The 16,338-nt window shown below is 59.4% G+C and carries 16 protein-coding genes; 12 read left to right on the forward strand and 4 right to left on the reverse strand.

The features are described 5' to 3' along the window. Positions 1–24: 24 nt before the first annotated feature. From EHN06_RS19505 to EHN06_RS19515, 3 genes are all read left to right on the forward strand, one after another. Entirely contained in the window at positions 25–486 is a 462-nt protein-coding gene (locus EHN06_RS19505) for a DUF411 domain-containing protein (protein WP_127334136.1), read from the forward strand. An 82-nt stretch (positions 487–568) separates the two neighbouring features. After that, on the forward strand, positions 569–2,554 hold the full coding sequence (locus EHN06_RS19510) for a ribonuclease R family protein (protein ID WP_127334137.1): 1,986 nt from the start codon (positions 569–571) through the stop codon (positions 2,552–2,554). Positions 2,555–2,614: 60 nt separating this feature from the next. Further along, positions 2,615–2,827, forward strand: coding sequence for a hypothetical protein (locus EHN06_RS19515; protein ID WP_127334138.1), 213 nt, complete (start codon positions 2,615–2,617; stop codon positions 2,825–2,827). 12 nt (positions 2,828–2,839) lie between these two features. Here EHN06_RS19515 and EHN06_RS19520 read toward each other — a convergent pair whose 3' ends face one another. Further along, positions 2,840–3,733 carry an acyltransferase gene (locus EHN06_RS19520; RefSeq protein ID WP_127334139.1) on the reverse strand — a complete coding sequence of 298 codons (894 nt, stop codon included), beginning with the start codon at positions 3,731–3,733 and terminating at the stop codon, positions 2,840–2,842. A gap of 354 nt (positions 3,734–4,087) precedes the next feature. On the opposite strand from EHN06_RS19520, the gene EHN06_RS19525 reads away from it, so the two are divergent. After that, positions 4,088–5,239 carry an alpha/beta fold hydrolase gene (locus tag EHN06_RS19525; RefSeq protein ID WP_127334140.1) on the forward strand — a complete coding sequence of 384 codons (1,152 nt, stop codon included), beginning with the start codon at positions 4,088–4,090 and terminating at the stop codon, positions 5,237–5,239. A gap of 84 nt (positions 5,240–5,323) precedes the next feature. Beyond that, complete coding sequence (locus EHN06_RS19530; RefSeq protein ID WP_127334141.1) at positions 5,324–5,926, forward strand: TetR/AcrR family transcriptional regulator; 603 nt, start codon at positions 5,324–5,326, stop codon at positions 5,924–5,926. Between the two features lie 10 nt (positions 5,927–5,936). Here EHN06_RS19530 and EHN06_RS19535 read toward each other — a convergent pair whose 3' ends face one another. After that, positions 5,937–6,608: a haloacid dehalogenase type II gene (locus EHN06_RS19535; protein WP_127334142.1), complete on the reverse strand. Its 672-nt coding sequence runs from the start codon at positions 6,606–6,608 to the stop codon at positions 5,937–5,939. Between the two features lie 100 nt (positions 6,609–6,708). On the opposite strand from EHN06_RS19535, the gene EHN06_RS19540 reads away from it, so the two are divergent. The 4 genes from EHN06_RS19540 to EHN06_RS19555 all read left to right on the forward strand — a co-directional run bounded on the left by EHN06_RS19540 (position 6,709) and on the right by EHN06_RS19555 (position 11,238). Beyond that, positions 6,709–7,620 (forward strand): LysR family transcriptional regulator, encoded by a 912-nt coding sequence (locus EHN06_RS19540; protein WP_127334143.1) that lies wholly within the window; start codon positions 6,709–6,711, stop codon positions 7,618–7,620. A 210-nt stretch (positions 7,621–7,830) separates the two neighbouring features. Beyond that, positions 7,831–9,051: a Bcr/CflA family multidrug efflux MFS transporter gene (locus EHN06_RS19545; RefSeq protein ID WP_127334144.1), complete on the forward strand. Its 1,221-nt coding sequence runs from the start codon at positions 7,831–7,833 to the stop codon at positions 9,049–9,051. Positions 9,052–9,332: 281 nt separating this feature from the next. Next, positions 9,333–9,830: a thiol peroxidase gene (tpx, locus tag EHN06_RS19550; RefSeq protein WP_127334145.1), complete on the forward strand. Its 498-nt coding sequence runs from the start codon at positions 9,333–9,335 to the stop codon at positions 9,828–9,830. A 127-nt stretch (positions 9,831–9,957) separates the two neighbouring features. Then, on the forward strand, positions 9,958–11,238 hold the full coding sequence (locus EHN06_RS19555) for an MATE family efflux transporter (protein ID WP_127334527.1): 1,281 nt from the start codon (positions 9,958–9,960) through the stop codon (positions 11,236–11,238). Here the strand turns inward: EHN06_RS19555 and EHN06_RS19560 are convergent. Continuing rightward, entirely contained in the window at positions 11,224–11,649 is a 426-nt protein-coding gene (locus EHN06_RS19560; protein WP_127334528.1) for a thioesterase family protein, read from the reverse strand. The two genes, EHN06_RS19555 and EHN06_RS19560, sit on opposite strands and share 15 nt — an antisense overlap. A 288-nt stretch (positions 11,650–11,937) precedes the next feature. Between EHN06_RS19560 and EHN06_RS19565 the strand changes: the two genes are divergently transcribed. Beyond that, positions 11,938–13,575: an MBL fold metallo-hydrolase gene (locus tag EHN06_RS19565; RefSeq protein ID WP_127334146.1), complete on the forward strand. Its 1,638-nt coding sequence runs from the start codon at positions 11,938–11,940 to the stop codon at positions 13,573–13,575. A 37-nt stretch (positions 13,576–13,612) separates the two neighbouring features. Here the strand turns inward: EHN06_RS19565 and EHN06_RS19570 are convergent, their stop codons facing one another. After that, positions 13,613–13,771 carry a YqaE/Pmp3 family membrane protein gene (locus tag EHN06_RS19570; RefSeq protein ID WP_048496762.1) on the reverse strand — a complete coding sequence of 53 codons (159 nt, stop codon included), beginning with the start codon at positions 13,769–13,771 and terminating at the stop codon, positions 13,613–13,615. A gap of 226 nt (positions 13,772–13,997) precedes the next feature. Here EHN06_RS19570 and EHN06_RS19575 point away from each other — a divergent pair, with 226 nt between their 5' ends. Together EHN06_RS19575 and EHN06_RS19580 are read left to right on the forward strand one after the other, a co-directional pair. Continuing rightward, the gene (locus EHN06_RS19575; protein ID WP_416332530.1) at positions 13,998–15,326 is read left to right on the forward strand and encodes a succinylglutamate desuccinylase/aspartoacylase family protein; all 1,329 of its coding nucleotides are present in this window, start codon (positions 13,998–14,000) and stop codon (positions 15,324–15,326) included. A 45-nt stretch (positions 15,327–15,371) separates the two neighbouring features. Continuing rightward, positions 15,372–16,286 carry a DMT family transporter gene (locus tag EHN06_RS19580; RefSeq protein ID WP_228257360.1) on the forward strand — a complete coding sequence of 305 codons (915 nt, stop codon included), beginning with the start codon at positions 15,372–15,374 and terminating at the stop codon, positions 16,284–16,286. The last annotated feature ends 52 nt before the right edge of the window (positions 16,287–16,338 follow it).

A 16,338-nucleotide genomic window follows, 5' to 3' on the forward strand; every position in this document is an offset into this window, starting at 1 on the left:
GCCACCATCACTGAGGAAATTGACATGACCTTACGTAAAAAAGCTTTCGGCCTAACCGCCGCTTTTGGTCTTAACATCCTTGCCGGTACCCCGTTGCTGGCGGCGGAAGGCACTAATAGCATCCATGTATATAAGTCCCCTTCCTGCGGCTGCTGTAGCGACTGGGTGGATCACCTGGAAGACAACGGCTTTGACATTGAAGTTACAGAAACCAATGACCTCAACCAGATCAAAATCGACGCAGGTCTGACCCCGGCGCTGGCCAGCTGCCACACCGCTTTCATAGGTGACTACGTCATCGAAGGCCACGTCCCCGCCAACGACATCCAGCGCCTCATCGCCGACGCGCCCAAAGCCAAGGGTCTGAGTGTTCCTGGTATGCCCGCGGGATCGCCGGGTATGGAAGTGGGTGACCGCAAGGATCATTATCAGGTTCTGCTATTCAACGAACAGGGCCAGTCCAAGGTGTTCGCGGAGTACAATTAATGACTTTTCGGGTCTGACGCATCCCGTCATAACCGGTATACTCCGCCCCTGACATTCACTATTCGCCAGCCAGGTCCCGTTCATGCTCAATGCCGACGCTCTCAGCCAGTTGCGCCAGCTGAAAACCGACATCAAGGAAAACAAGGTGGTCTTTCCCGGCACCGTCAAAGCCACCAACGGACGTTTCGGTTTCGTAGCACTGGATGAGGGCCGGGACGTATTTCTGCCACCGGAAGAAATGCAGAAAGTGCTGCCCGGTGACCGCGTCAAGGTGGCCGAACAGGAAGGCGACAAGGGCAAAATCCAGGGCGTGGTGGACGAGTTGCTGGAAAGCAGCCTGACCACCTTCGTCGGCCGCTATCTGATCAAGGGCAAGGGGCACTTTGTGGTGCCGGAAACCCCCGGTATCAATCGCTGGATCTTCATCCCACCGAAAGAGCGGATGAACGCCGAGCAGGACGACTTCATTTACTGCCGCATCCACAAACATCCGATCAAGGATGGCAAGGGCCAGGCCAAGATCCTCAAAGTCATTGGCAAGGCTGGAGAGCCGGGTATAGAGCGGTCCTTTACTCTGGCCACCTTCGACCTGCCGGACGTCTGGCCGGAAGCGGTAAAGAAACAGGCGGAAGCCCTGGACGAAGGCACCATTGAAGCCAGGTCCGGTGATCGCGAAGATCGCACCGCCCAGCCTTATGTCACCATCGACAGCCCGGGCACCCAGGATATGGACGACGCCCTGCTGGCGGAACCCAATGCCACCGGCTGGAAGCTGTCCATCGCCATTGCCGACCCCACCGCGGTCATTGAGCCGGGCAGTGCCGCCGAAGCCGAGGCCTTTAACCGGGCCACCGCGATCTATTTCCCCGGTGAGCCCCTGCCGATGCTGCCGGACAGCCTCAGCACCCGGCTGTGCTCGCTGATGCCGGACGTCAAGCGCCTGGCGCTGGTGTGCGACCTGCAGGTCAACAACGATGGCAGCCTGGGCGAGTACAGCTTCCATAAGGCAGTGATCCAGTCCAAGGGAAAACTCAGCTATGAGCTGGTATCCAACCTGATCGAGGGTCGAGAAGACGACGACATCAAGGCTCTGCCCGACGCCGTCGCCAACAGCCTCGACCAGTTGCACCAGACCGCCACCGCCCTGCGCAAATGGCGCAGCGAGCACGCGCTGCTGAGCGCGGATCGCCCTGAATTCCGCCTGCGTCTGGACGAAAACAAGCGGGTGCGGCTGATCGAACCCTCGGTTCAGAACGAGGCTCATCGATTGGTCGAAGAATGCATGGTGGCCGCCAACCGCTGTGCCGCGGATTTCCTCAGCCAGCAGCCCAAGGGACTGTTTATCCAGCACCCCGGCCTGCGTGATGATCGGGCAGACAACATCCGCTCCCTCCTCGAAAACCATGCCCCGGAGCTGGCCGCTGTCGATGCAACCTCCGCCGAGGGCTTCCGCGATTTGATGAAACGCACGGAGCAACTGGACGCCGAGGTCCCGGTCAAGGCGATCATCTCCCGCCAGCTGGCACGAGCGGAACTGACGTTCACAGCCGCCCCTCACCAGGGTATGGGTCTACCGGCTTACACCACCTTCACGTCGCCCCTGCGCAAATTCAGTGATTTCCATGTGCATCGACTGATCAAATCGATTCTGTGGCAGGAACCCATGGGCGAATTGACCGAAGCGCAACTGGCTGAATTGCAGACTACCCAGATCCGTGCCCGTCAGGCCGCAAACAGCCTGGAAAACTGGCTCAAGAGCGATTTCGCCAAGACCCTCGGGGCCGACCCCATGACCGGTGTTATCAGCCGTACCGTGCCCGCCGGATTTTTTGTTCGCCTGGACGTCAACGGCCTGGAAGGCTTTGTCAGCTGTCGTACCCTGGAAGGCAAGTACGGCTTTGATCCGGTCACCCTGCGACTCATCCACAACAAGAACGGCCGCATCTTCCAGTTGGAACAGCCGGTCACCGTGACCTTTGCGGACGTGGACGAGGAACGCAAGCAGATCAATTTCAGGCTGGTGGACGCCGAAGAAATCGCCCGGCCAGAGGAACCGCCGAAGGGTTGAAAAACCGCAGGGACAGGTGCACCGTATTAATCAGGCAATACCTTACGAAGGAGGTGCGCCATGCCCATCAGTCCTGACGAATTCCTCAAGAAATACGGTTTCGACAAGGACGAAGAGGAGCGGGATCACAGCCTGCGCCATAACGCGATGGAGCACGCAAAACACCTGAAGCGTCCCCACGCTGGCACACCCCATGATTGGGAGGAGTGGGAGCGCTACAAGCAGGAGCATCCCGACGAGGTCGAGGAAGACGACGAGGACAGCAATGGCTGACCTCGGATGACGCTACTGCTCCAGCATTCGCTCTAGGCGCTCATCCTTGGCCCGCCATTGATCCGCCAGCCAGTCCTTCACGTTCCTGCGGTGTTCGGCATCCGTCGAGTAATCCCGCCCTTTCAGGTGTTCCGGGATGGCAACCGTGTGAATTTCCATCTTCACTTCCCTTACCCGGCCACAGATAAAGTCCCAGAAGGTCGGTGCGCCGCCGGGGTAGGCAATGGTCACATCCACCAGGGTCTGGATGGAGTCGCCCATGGCGTCCAGCACAAAAGCAGCACCGCCAGCCTTGGGGGTAAGCAGGTGGGTGTAGGGTGACTTCTGCTTGTCGTGCTTGGCCTGGGTAAAGCGCGTGCCTTCCACGAAGTTCATCACGCTGACGGGGGTGTAGCGGAACTTTTCACAGGCCCGGCGGGTGGCCTTGAGGTCTTCGCCGCGCTTTTCAGGATGCTTGATCAGATATTCCCGGGTGTACCGTTTCATGAACGGGAAATCCAGTCCCCACCAGGCCAGGCCAATGACCGGCACCCAGATCAGCTGCTGCTTCAGGAAAAACTTCAGAAACGGTGCGCGGCGGTTGAACACCCGCTGCATGGCGAAGATATCGACCCAGCTCTGATGATTGCTGAGTACCAGATACCAACTTTCCCGTTTCAGGTTTTCCGCGCCTTTCACATCCCAGCGGGTACCGTGGGTGAGTTTCATCCAGCCGGTGTTGCAGGCCACCCAGGATTCCGAGATCCAGATGATCGCTTTGGTGCAGAGTACACGGAAGCCCTGGTGCGGGATGATCAGTTTAAGCACCGCCGGTATGTAGAGCAGCAGGCACCAGAACAGGGTATTGATTCCCAGCAGGATGGAGTTGAGTACGCCGATAACGGGGGCTGGCAGGAAACTGAGCATGGTGGTCCTGTTTTGGTTGTTGTTGCCAATGGGGTGCAATCATATCAACCACAGGCATGATTGGGCAGTGGCCCGAAGTGACCGGTGTGCCCTGAGTGTGTGACGGTTATGCCATAGCTCATTTCAGACTGCGGGGGTAGCCTTTCCGGAAGACTTTAAGGGCAGGAGTCCGGTGATCAGTGGGCCTACCTGCGCCAGACACGCCGTGAACCCATCCATGGGGGCTCGGCATTGCCATCCTTGGCAATGCACGGTCTGGCACAGGTAGGCCCACTGATCACCCTCTGACCTTTGCGATAACGCTACAATTCCCCATGTATTAAAGTGAGCTTCAAACCCATCATGGACATTCCCATGCCAAACCTCTTCAAATCTGCCGCCGACAGGGCCGCGGGACTCACCCGACAAACGGCGCTGTACGCCGGGAACGCCTTCGACCGGGTTTTCCGCGCCGCCAGTCTGGTACAAGCGGGGCAGACGCCGTTCGAGACGCTGTATACCGACGGGCTGGTCAGTCTGCGGTATTACCCGCCGCTGGCGGAGGATTTCATCGAGCTGGATGGCGAGACCATTGCGGTGGAGCGCACCGCCCACAAGACGCCGATTGTGATTGTGCCGCCACTGGCGGTGAATATGCTGATCTACGATCTGTTTCCCCAGCGCAGTCTGGTGCGTTTCCTGCGGGCGAAGGGCTTTGAGGTGTATCTGATCGACTGGGGCATCCCCACCCGCGAGCACAGTCACTACAACCTGCACACCTACGTGGCGGAGCTGTTGCCGGCGTACCTGAACCGGGTGCGGGAGCACAGTGGTGAGCAGGAGTTGTCGCTGCATGGCTGGAGTATGGGGGGTATGTTCACGCTGTTCTATTCGGCCCTGAGCAAGGATCAGCATATCCGCAACGCGGTGGTTCTGGGCTTGCCCATCGACAGTCATGCCTCCGGTCTGATGGGGCTGATGTACCAGCGCGTGGCGGATGTGGCGGATTTCGTGCGTAAGCGCACCGGGTTTCGCATTCACGATTTGAAGCCACACTGGTTCCATACGCCGGGCTGGGCCAATACCATCGGTTTTAAACTGACCAATCCGATCGGCAGTGTGATGGGCTACTGGGAGCTGATCGTGCGGCTGGGTGACCGGGAGTTTGTCAGCAATCACGCCACAACGTCGGCGTTTCTGGACCGGATGGTAGCGTATCCTGGCGGCATTATTCAGGACACCGTAGTGCGGATCTGGATCGACAATCAGTTGTCGCAGGGCGAGATCCAGATCGGCGAGGACGTTGCCCGCCTGGAGAATGTGAACGCCAACCTGTTGGCCATTGCCGGGCAAGAGGACACGCTGGCGACGCCGGGCGCGGCCAAGCGGGTGATGGATCACGTCAGCTCTACTGACAAGACGTTCCGGGTGGTGCCGGGGGGGCATATGGGCATTCTCGCCGGCAGCAAGGCGCCCCGGGAAAGCTGGCTGGAACTGGCGGATTGGCTTGGGGATCGGTCTGACTGAGCGTTCCTGACTCAGGGTAGCTGGCAGGGTGCTACTATTACGATAAGACTCATTCACGACACCCTACCGAAAAGGAATGGTTTTATGACCCACACGTCAGCGGAAGTAAAGACCGATTCCGACACTCAGGCCCAACGCCAGCGACTGGTTGCCATTGCCCGCGACATTATCCGCAATGAGGGCATGGCCGCGCTCAAATTTGAGGCTCTGGCCGACAAGAGCGATACGCCACTGCCCACCGTCGAATCCCTGTTCGGTGACAAACCCGGCCTGGTCCGTGCGCTCTATGAAGCCTGGGTGGAGGAATGGCAACGGCGACTGATGGCCGCACTCCCCGAGACACCGCCAGAGGCCATACTGCGACAGGCCGCCCACATCTACCGTGAACTGGCCTGCTCCGATCGCGCCCTGTTCCTGGCTGCCAGCACCCCGGTCGCCATTGAAGCCGACCTGTTCGGCGTATTGTCCCGGTCGACCGCCTTTGAGCTGTTTGCCAACTTTCTCAAAACGGGTATGGCGGAGCGCCGGTTCCGTGTCACTGCCGATCCCGAGGCTACCGTCCGGGTCCTGTGGGCGGCCGTGCATGGCGCGGTACTGCTGGAAATCTGTAGCGGCTACGACGAACTGACCGGCAAACGGATGCTGGACGAGGGCATCAGCCTGCTGTCCCGGGGGCTGCAGCGCTGATCAGGTTCCACTAGAGATGCTTCAGGGTTTCGCGCAGCTCTGCAAGACTGGTTACGACCGCTGACGGCTCTATACCCCAGTCCTCGAAGACTTTGTCGGCATCTCTCCGCACCCATACCGCTTTCAATCCCGCAGCCCGTGCACCGATCACGTCCCAGGCATTACTCGATACCAGACATAACGGTTCATCCCACGCGCCCGTTGCTCTTCGGGCATAGGCGTAGACAGCCGGATCGGGCTTGAAGCTCTTGATGTCGTCGACAGAAACCAGCCCCTCGAACTGATCCAGCAAGTCATTGTGGCCCAGGACTTTTTCCAGGGCAGGGTAACTGCCGTTGGAGAAGGCGAACAGCGGATAGTGCCCCTTAAGCGCTTTCAGAGCAGGCAGGGCATCGTCGAAGGCGGGCAGGGAAAGGTAGGCGGCCATCAGTTGATCTTCGCGGTCGCGGGTCAGGGACAGTTTGTGAGCGGCCATGGCATATCGAAGGGCCTGGCGGGTGCATACACCGAAGTCTTCGTAGACTCGCATCAGCCCTTTGCGGAAGGAGAACTCCAGCTGTTTCTCCCGCCACAGGACACTGACAGCCTCTGCGCTTGTGCCGGCGTCCTGAGCCAACAGGTCCGCCATGCCCATGGGATCGACCAGTGTGCCGTATACGTCAAATGCGAGCCTGAGGGTCATGGTGCCTCCTGATATTCTTGAGCGATCACTCGCCATACACTAGTTCAAAGCATCTACGATGTGTATGCGACCAGGGTGGAAGTGGATTACACTGCGATCCATGAACGGCATAGATACATTGAACCTCGATACCCGCTCACTGAGCACCTTTCTGACCGTCCTAGATGAGGGCAGCGTGTCCCGCGCAGCAATTCGTCTGGGGGTCAGCCAGTCGGCGGTCAGTCACACCCTGGACCGGTTGCGTCAGTCGCTGGGAGACCCGCTGTTCGTAAAGTCCGGGCGCGGGATTGCGCCGACCCAGTACGCGCTGCGGGCGGGACCTCATATCCGGCAGATTCTGGATGACCTGCAGTCCCTGTCCAGCGGACCGCCGTTCACGCCAGCGACGGCAGAGTTCACCTTCACCATCGCCGCCAACGATTACCAACGCGATCTTCTGCTCCCCGGGCTGGTCAGCACTCTGCGGCAAGAAGCACCAGGGATTCGACTGCAGGTGATTCCCTCCGGGATTCCGACTGCCGATATGCTGCGAAAGGATGTCTGCGACCTGATCATCTCGCCCCATGCGCCGGAAGCAACGGATATCATGCAGCGGGGTTTGATGGCGGACCGGATGGTGGTGTTCTACGATCCGGACTATCGCGAGCCGCCCCGGGATATGGCCGAGTACCTCAAGGCGGATCATGTCTCCCTACTGTTCGCAGCGGGAGAAAAGCCCGCCCTCGAGACCTCGCTGAATGCCCGCGGACTGACCCGGCGCAATGTGGTGACGGTATCCAATTTCTCCGGTCTGCCGGAATTCCTGCGTGGTACCGATATGCTGGCCACCGCCCCGGAGCGCATGAGTAACCACTTACTCAGGGGCTTCGCCTGGGTTCCCCTGCCCTTTGATTTCAAGCCTTTCACCCTGCTGATGCTCTGGCACCGCCGCAACCAGAACGACCCCGCCCACCGTTGGCTTCGCAATCAGGTGAACGCCGTGGCGGCAACGATGAACGGTCTGAACGATTAATCAATCGATTTTGTTCATACATCGTATGAAGTGTTGGGCCGTTATTCCCGAACTATTGGGGGCGTAAACTCTGTTGACTCTCAGTGGGCCGCAGGGAGCGGGGTGGGGTAAGGGGTCACAAACAGGAACCGTGGCTTCCTTGAACGTTTGTAACCCCTTACCCCAACCCACTCTCTGCTTGCTCACCCTCCGATTAAACCGGGAAACAGTATGCTTGCGCTTACCAGCGTCTGGACGACTATATTACTTGCCGCCGCCGTGGCCCTGGGGCCTTTGGCCACCGATATGTATCTGCCGGCATTGCCGCAGATTGGCAACGATTTTGGTACCGGCACCGATCAGGTGCAGCTCACCCTCAGCCTGTATATGGCTGGCTTTGCGCTGGCGCAGTTGATCTGTGGACCGCTGGCCGACCGCTTTGGCCGCAAACCGATTATGATCGGCGGCTTTCTGCTGTTTGCCCTCGCCAGCATCGGCTGTGCCCTGGCGACTAACATTGAAACCCTCATGCTGTGCCGCTTCCTCCAGGCCCTCGGCGGCTCTGCTGGTCCTGTACTGGGTCGTGCCGCGATCCGGGATATCTACACACCACGGGAAGCCGCCCGCATCATGGCGATCCTGGCCAGCATCATGGCGCTGGCACCGGCGATTGCACCGACCGTCGGCGGGTTCATGGTCTCCGGCCTGGGTTGGGCCTCCATTTTTATCGTGCTGGCCGGATACGCGCTGATCATGGCCGTGGTCGTAGCCTTCGGCATTCCCGAGCCCATGCGCCCGGAATACCGCCAGCCCCTGAGACTATGCAGCCTGTTGCGGAACTACCGCACCATCACCACCGACATCAGCTTCCTCGGCTACACCCTGACCAACGCCCTGATCTTCTCCGGCCTGTTCGCCTTCCTGTCGGGCTCGTCCTTCGTGCTGATCGATTTCCTCGGCGTTGCACCCGAACACTTCGGCCTGTTCTTCGCCTGCATCGTGGTGGGCTACATCACCGGCAACCTGACCGCCGTCCGCCTCGGCAGCCGACTGTCACCGGACCAGATCCTGGTCCGCGGCCTCACTATCGCCGTTGCCGGCGGCACCCTCATGGCCGGCCTGGCGGTAGCCGAGGTCTACAGCGTCTGGACGGTGATTCTGCCCCAGGCCCTGTTCATGGTCGGCGTCGGCATGGTCCTGCCCCAGACCATGGCCGGCGCTATGGCCAACTTCCCCCACATGGCCGGTTCCGCGTCAGCCCTCTTCGGCTTTAGCCAAATGGCCGTGGCAGCCATTGCCGGCGCGCTTGTTGGCCACCTGCACGATGGCACCTCCCTGGTGATGGCCACCATCATCGCGGCCAGCGCCGCAGCGGCCCTGGCCAGTTATCTGGTTCTGGTTCAGCGACACCCGGCGGCGGGGTTCGAATCGCAACCGGTTTCAACGCGTTAGTCGAAAAGAAAACCAGAAGGCAATGACCAGGTTCTGAATCGGCCAGGGTGACACCTCCCAAAACTGTGCGGAGCCAGGGATGGCGGAGCCCAAGCGCTACATGGATGTACTCGAGCGTGTTTTGGGAGGTGTCACCCTGGCCGATCACCCCCAAGCTTGAAGCGTGCTATAGACAGTGCCACCCTGACAACAAGGCACCAAGGTCGAGGATGAAAAATCATCCGATCTGAGCTAAACAGAGTAAGCTGTCCTAGCAGAATCCAGACAACAGGAGCATCGCAATGAGCAACGTAACCCTCGATGGCAACCCCATAGAAGTCAGCGGCAAATTCCCCACAACCGGCGACAACGCCCCGCCCTTCACCCTGACCAACAGCAGCCTGGAAGAAGTGAAACTCGACAACTGGGCCGGCAAACGCAAAATCCTCAACATCATCCCCAGCATCGACACCGGCGTGTGCGCCGCTTCCACCCGCAAATTCAACGAAAAAGCCGGCGGCCTCGACAACACCGTCGTACTCGTCATCTCCGCCGACCTGCCCTTCGCAGCGGGCCGTTTCTGTGGCGCAGAGGGCATCAAAGACGTGGAAACCCTCTCCACCTTCCGCAACTACAGCTTCCAGCAGGACTACGGTGTCGCCATCCAGAGCGGCCCCCTGGCCGGCCTTTGTTCCCGTGCGGTGATCGTGCTGGATGAAAACAACAAGGTTTTGCACAGCGAACTGGTCAGCGAGATCAAGAACGAACCGGATTATGACGCCGCCTTGAAGGTACTCTGATCCTGCTCAGTGTCGGGTTACGCTTCGCTAACCCGACCTACCACCACTTCAAAGTCCTGATCCGAGCACCAGACCACCCGTGAGTTCACCACCTGACAACACCACCCTGGCCCGCCAGCTCTTCTCCATGACCTGGCCAATGTTGTTCGGGGTGCTATCACTGATGACCTTCCATCTGGCCGACAGTGCCTTTGTCGGCCAGCTTGGTCGTGATCCTCTCGCAGCCCTTGGCTTTACCGTTCCCATGCAACAACTGGTCAGCGGCATGTACGTCGGCCTGGGCATTGCCACCACGGCCATCATTTCCCGAACCCTGGGTCAGAACGACGAGCTCAGGGCTCAGCGTCTGGGCGGGCTGGTGGTCACCGTGGGTGCATCCCTGGCGCTGCTACTGTGCGCTTCGGTCTGGTTGCTGCAAACCCACATTCTTACCCTGCTCGGCGCGGAACCGGTGCTGCTGCCGGTCATCAACGAGTACTGGGCGCCCTGGCTGGTGTCGGCCTGGACGGGAGCCATGCTCTATTTCGGATACAGCATTTGCCGCTCCCATGGCGATACCAAGCTGCCAGGCTACCTGATGATCGCCACCAGCCTGCTCAACATCGCGCTGGACCCACTGTACATCTTCGTCTTTGGCTGGGGGCTTCCCGGAGCGGCCTGGGCCACTATTACCGCCTTCGGCCTTGGCGTTCTGGTGATCTATCCGGCCCTGTTACGGCGCCAGTGGATCAGTTTTCAACTCAGACAACTCAGCCTTGGCAAGGCACTGAAACAGCTCAACGGCATCATGGCACCGGCGATGGTCAGCCAGCTGATGCCGCCTGCCTCGGCCATGTTGGCCACGGCCCTGGTGGCGGGGTTCGGGTCTGCCGCCGTCGCCGCCTGGGGGCTGGGAACCCGTCTGGAATTCTTCTCGATTGTGGTGGTGCTGGCACTGACCATGTCCATGCCGCCGATGATCGGGCGTATGCTCGGGGCCGGCGACATCGGCCAGATCCGCAAGCTGGTGCGACTGGCGGTGCGTTTCGTGGTGGGCTGGCAACTGGCCATTGGCCTGATCTGGGTGCTGGCCTCGGGGCTGGTGGCGCAGTTGTTTACCAGCGATGCCGGGGTTCAGGAAGTACTGGGGGACTATCTGGTGCGTGTACCGCTGAGTTACAGCGGTCTGGGGGTGTGCATGCTGATGGTGTCGGTGTGCAATGCGCTTGGGCTATCGCTGAGAGCCTTGCTGGTGTCCACTTTGCGACTGTTCGCGTGCTTCCTGCCATTGCTGTGGGTTGGGTCGCAGATCAACGGTCTCACCGGTTTGATGAGCGGTGCGCTGGTGGGGAATCTGATGGCCGGCGCGATGGCCTACACCTTCTATCGCGCCGGCATGGGCAAGCTGCAACGCTCAGGCAAAGCGTGAACGGAAGCTTTCCGGCATCGGGACGACGACCTTCTGCTGGTAGTTGAAGAACACGAAGCCGTACTTGGCCAGCGCCACCGGTTGGCCACTATCATCTTTACTGACACGGAACACGAAATCGCCACCGTATTTGTTGAAGTCCATCAGCCCGACCTCAAACCGCAGCATTTCCGGGAAGAAGGATTCGGACTGGTACATAGTGGCCAGGTCAGTGACGATAATCCCGATGCCATTCTGATCGGCTTCCTGAATGCCGTATTTCACGAGAAACTGCGCCCGCGCCTCGGAAAGCATCGAGATCAGGGCGTCATTGCCGAGGTGGTTAGCGCCGTTGATGTCGGTAATACGAACCGGCATTCTGGTTTCAAAACAAAAAACATCATCCGGAAAAGAGAGCTTTATACGGGCCAAGTTCGAGATCCTGCTTGGAGAAGGTTTCGGGGGAAAGCCATGATACTTGGTTGCAGCCTCGCCATCACCCCAAGACAGCGAGTCGAACATTGGTTATCTTGGATTTGTTATTGGCGGCCCGCACCGGCACTGGATGAAAGAGGTTGGGAGGCTGCTGTCAAAACTGTGCGGAGCCATGGATGGCGGAGCCCAAGCGCCACATGGATGTGCTTGAGCGTGTTTTGAGAGCAGCCTCCCAACCTCTTTCCCGCACCCGGGCCTGACAACCGGAACACAAATGGAAATTCTATGGATATTCGCCCTGCAGCCACACTGGTTCTGACACGCGACACTTCTGAAGGTCTTCAGGTGCTGCTACTGCAACGCACCTGGGACGCGGTTTTTCTGCCCGGTTATTACGTGTTCCCGGGCGGTGCTGTGGACGAGCAGGAGCCGCTGGGACGGGAGCATGCCGTGGGGCCGGCTGATGCGCAGATCAGTCAGACCATGAGTCTGGATGAAGGCGGCGCGGATTATATGCTGGCAGCGGTGCGGGAGTGTTTTGAGGAAGCCGGGGTTCTGGTGGCGGTAGACGCGGATGGCGTGACCATCGGTGGCGATCATCCGGTTCTTGGTGAACGCCAGGCGGTTTTCCGCGGGGAACGCAGCCTGGCACAGGTGTGTGCGCACCACGGGTTGTCCATTCCGCTGGACCGGCTGGCGTACCTGGGGCACTGGATCACGCCTCCGGGACCGCCACGGCGATTTGATACCCGTTTTTTTGTAACCGTGGCGCCGGAGGGACAGATAGCCAACCACGACGGGGTGGAGACGATTGATCATGTGTGGATAAGTCCCGCTGCGGCACTGGAAGAACACCGTAACGGTCAGCGTCTACTGGGGCTGCCGACGATTCGCACGTTACGGGTGTTAAGCAGCTTTGACACCACGGATGCGTTGATGCGCTATGCCGATGCCAATCCACCGGAGCCATACCCCGATCAGCCCTGGCCAGCTTTGCAGAAGGGTAAGCCGGTGATGTTGGAACCGGGCGCCCCGGCCTATGACGAGGCCGCCAAGCTGGACCCCGAGGGGGAAGGCTCCACCCGGGCGGAGATTGTCCCCGGTGAACCGGTGGAGGTGGCCGCGGGCGTGGTCCGGTTGACCGCGCCGAATCCGGGCGTAATGACAGGGCCGGGCACCAACACCTATATTCTGGGCCATGAACGGTTTACGGTGCTGGATCCGGGTCCGGACGATGACGTCCACATCGAGCGTATTCTGGCTTTGACTGGCGGGATGATCGATCAGGTGGTGGTTACCCACACCCACCGGGACCATTCACCGGCCACAGCCGCACTCAAAGCCCGCACCGGGTGCCGGGTTTACGGCCTGCCAGCCCCTGCGGGTGCCTCCCAGGATCAGACCTTTGCACCGGATGATGAACCGGCACACGGCGACCTGATTGTTTCCGAAGCCGGCACGCTGAAGGCGATTCATACGCCAGGCCACGCCTCGAACCATATCTGCTACCTGTTGACCGACCAGGCACTGTTGTTTTCTGGTGATCACATCATGCAGGGGTCAACGGTGGTGATTAACCCGCCGGATGGCGACATGAAAGCGTATATCGAGGCATTGTACGATTTGCTGGCTGAGCCCGTCCGCTACATTGCACCCGCCCACGGGTTCCTGATGGGACATCCGGAAGCGGTCATTGATTACCTGATCACCCACCGATTGGCGCGGGAACACAAGGTAGCCAAGGCCCTGAAAGGTCTGGCTCCGGTCACTCTCGGGGATCTGACGGCAAAGGCTTACGACGACGTGCCGGCAGCAATCCATGGCGTTGCAGCTCGCTCGGCACTGGCACACCTGTTGAAACTGGAAGCGGATGGCAAAGCCATCCAGCAGGGCGAATTCTGGTCGGTAACCGACAGAACCTGATCAGAAAGCCCGGAATGTCCGGGCTTGTTGCTGAGGCCTATTTCTTGGCGATGATGTAAACCGCATGAACGATGCCTGGAATGTAACCCAGAATAGTCAGCAGGATGTTGATCCAGAAGTGTTTGCCAATGCCCACCTGTAAAAAAACGCCCAATGGCGGTAACAAAATCGCAATCAGAATTCGCAAAAGATCCATACAGTTTACTCCCTTCAGCACGTATAACTGTCACATAAACGAAAAGCTTTATCGGTAAACCTGCCCTGCAGGTCCGTTTCAGAAAATACACAAAGAGCTCATGAAGGTGGCATTAAACCTTTGTCACAGCCGTATTCATGATAGCAGGGGCGCATTATCCTAGACTCCGTTTCCGCCGCCGGAACCGAGTGCTTCGCTCCGATTGGCTGACGACCTTCGAGGAACTATGCTATTGAAATTACTTAAAAATCAGATTCTCCCTGCAGGGCTGGCTCTCGTTGCTTTGATCATGGCCCATCCCGCTTTTGCAGATCAGGCCAAAAAGACCAAGGAGGTTCTGATCGCCGAGTTGGCGGAGGACGAGAGTGTCGAGGACGTAGAAAATTCCGAACCCCGCAAAGGCGCGCAGACCACGCCTGCAAGCGGGAATACCAGGCAGAAGGATAAACCGGAAGGCGCCGGTCAGCAGGCGCCCGCTGCTGCGGAAAGCGAGAAGCCCAAAAAGGTCGCGCCCAATATTGATCTCAAGGAAATCGCCCCAATCCCGGAGCCCGCCGGGAACGAGGAGGTCAGCCCGGCGACCGAACCCGAAGCAGCCACCAGTTTTGAACTACTTGGCTCCGAGGTCCGCCCAGGTACCTCTACGCGCCTGGCCTGGTCGCCGAATATACAGATTGCCGGGCTGTCGCAGCCCACGCCAGTACTGGTGGTCAATGGTGTCAACGCCGGCCCCACGCTTTGCCTGACCGGCGCAGTTCACGGAGATGAACTCAACGGCATCGAGATTGTTCGCCGTACGGTCTACGATCTCAACCCGGAAAAACTCTCCGGTCGGGTGGTGGGCGTTCCCATCGTGAACCTGCCGGGTTTCCAGCAGGGCACCCGCTATCTGCCGGATCGTCGTGATCTCAACCGTCACTTCCCGGGCAGCCCGGACGGCAGTCTGGCGGATCGTATTGCCCACTCTCTGTTTGAGAACGTGATCCGTAAATGCGACATGCTGGTGGATATCCACACCGGGTCCCAGAAACGCACCAACCTGCCCCAGTTGCGGGCAGATATGAACAATCCGGAGGTAGCGGCACTGACACGGGGTTTTGACCGTATGGCAGTCGTTCACAGTTCAGGCTCTTCCGGCATGCTGCGCACGGCGGCAGTAGAGGCCGGTATTCGCACGGTCACCATGGAAGCCGGCGAATCCCACCGCATCCAGGAACACCAGATAGACGCCGGGGTAAACAGCCTGACCAGCCTGATGGAAAAGGAAGGCATGATCTCACGGATGTTTGTCTGGGGAGACCCGGAGCCGATCTACTACGACTCCGACTGGATCCGTGTGCCAAACGGCGGCATCCTGTTCAGCGAGGTGGATCTGGGCGCCGAAGTTTCCGAAGGTGAGGTGCTGGGCTATGTCGCCGACCCCATCACCAATGCCCAGCACCCTATCCGCGCAAGCAGCAAGGGTCGGATCATCGGTATGGCTGTGGACCAGGTGGTAATGGCCGGCTTTGCCGCCTACCACGTTGGTACGGAGGCAGAAGTTCCAGGGGAGTAGTATGCTACCGGCTCCCGCTGTTTATGAACAATGACAGGAGCCGGCGTGTCTTTTCACTCCCCGAAGCCACTATGGCTGGCCTACCTCGGGCTGGTCCTCACACCGCTGTTCTGGGCAGGTAATGCCGTTGTTGCCAAGGGTTCGATCGCAAGCATCCCCCCCTTGTCCATGTCATTCTGGCGCTGGGTGATCGCCCTGGCGGTCATCCTGCCCTTTGGACTAAAAGGCGTCCTTCGCCATCGCCGGGTCATTCGTCAGTACTTTGGCTCTATGCTGGTACTGGCCACTTTCAGTGTCGCGGCGTTTAATTCCCTGCTGTACTACGCTGCCATTACCTCCAGCGCCACCAACATTGCGCTGATCAACGCCACCATCCCCATCTTCATTGCTTTGCTGGCCTGGCTACTGCTGGGTGACCGCACCCGCCCGGTCCAGATAGTGGGTATCCTGCTGGCCGTACTGGGCATCCTGACCGTGATCGCCCGTGGCAAACTTTCCGTACTCACACAACTCGAGGCACAGCCCGGAGACCTGATCATGGTGGCTGCGGTGTTCAGTTGGGGGCTGTTTTCAGTCCTGCTCAGAAGACAGGCGGTGCCCTTGCCGGCACTGACCTTCCTGACCACCCAGATCGCCCTTGGCACGCTGGTGATCCTGCCGTTTTATCTGACCGAACTGATGTTCTTCAAGGGTGGTTTTGAGGTCGGTCGCACCACCATCATGCCATTACTCTATTTCGCCTTCTTTCCCGGCATTCTGGCCTACGCGTTCTGGAACCACGGCGTCCACCAGGTAGGCCCCGCCCAGGCCGCCATGTTTATGTACCTGACACCGGTATTTGCTTCAATACTCGCAGGTGTCTTCCTTGGCGAGCGCCTGGGAATGTTCCACATTGTCGGAGGGCTACTGATACTGGCGGGGCTATTCCTGGCAACACGTAAAGCGCCAGTCAGGCAATGATCTGAAAAAATACAGAACCCCGGGGGCTCCGCCCCGGGGTTCTGACAGGCCA

It is taken from the genome of Marinobacter sp. NP-4(2019) (assembly GCF_003994855.1).
GTDB lineage: Bacteria > Pseudomonadota > Gammaproteobacteria > Pseudomonadales > Oleiphilaceae > Marinobacter.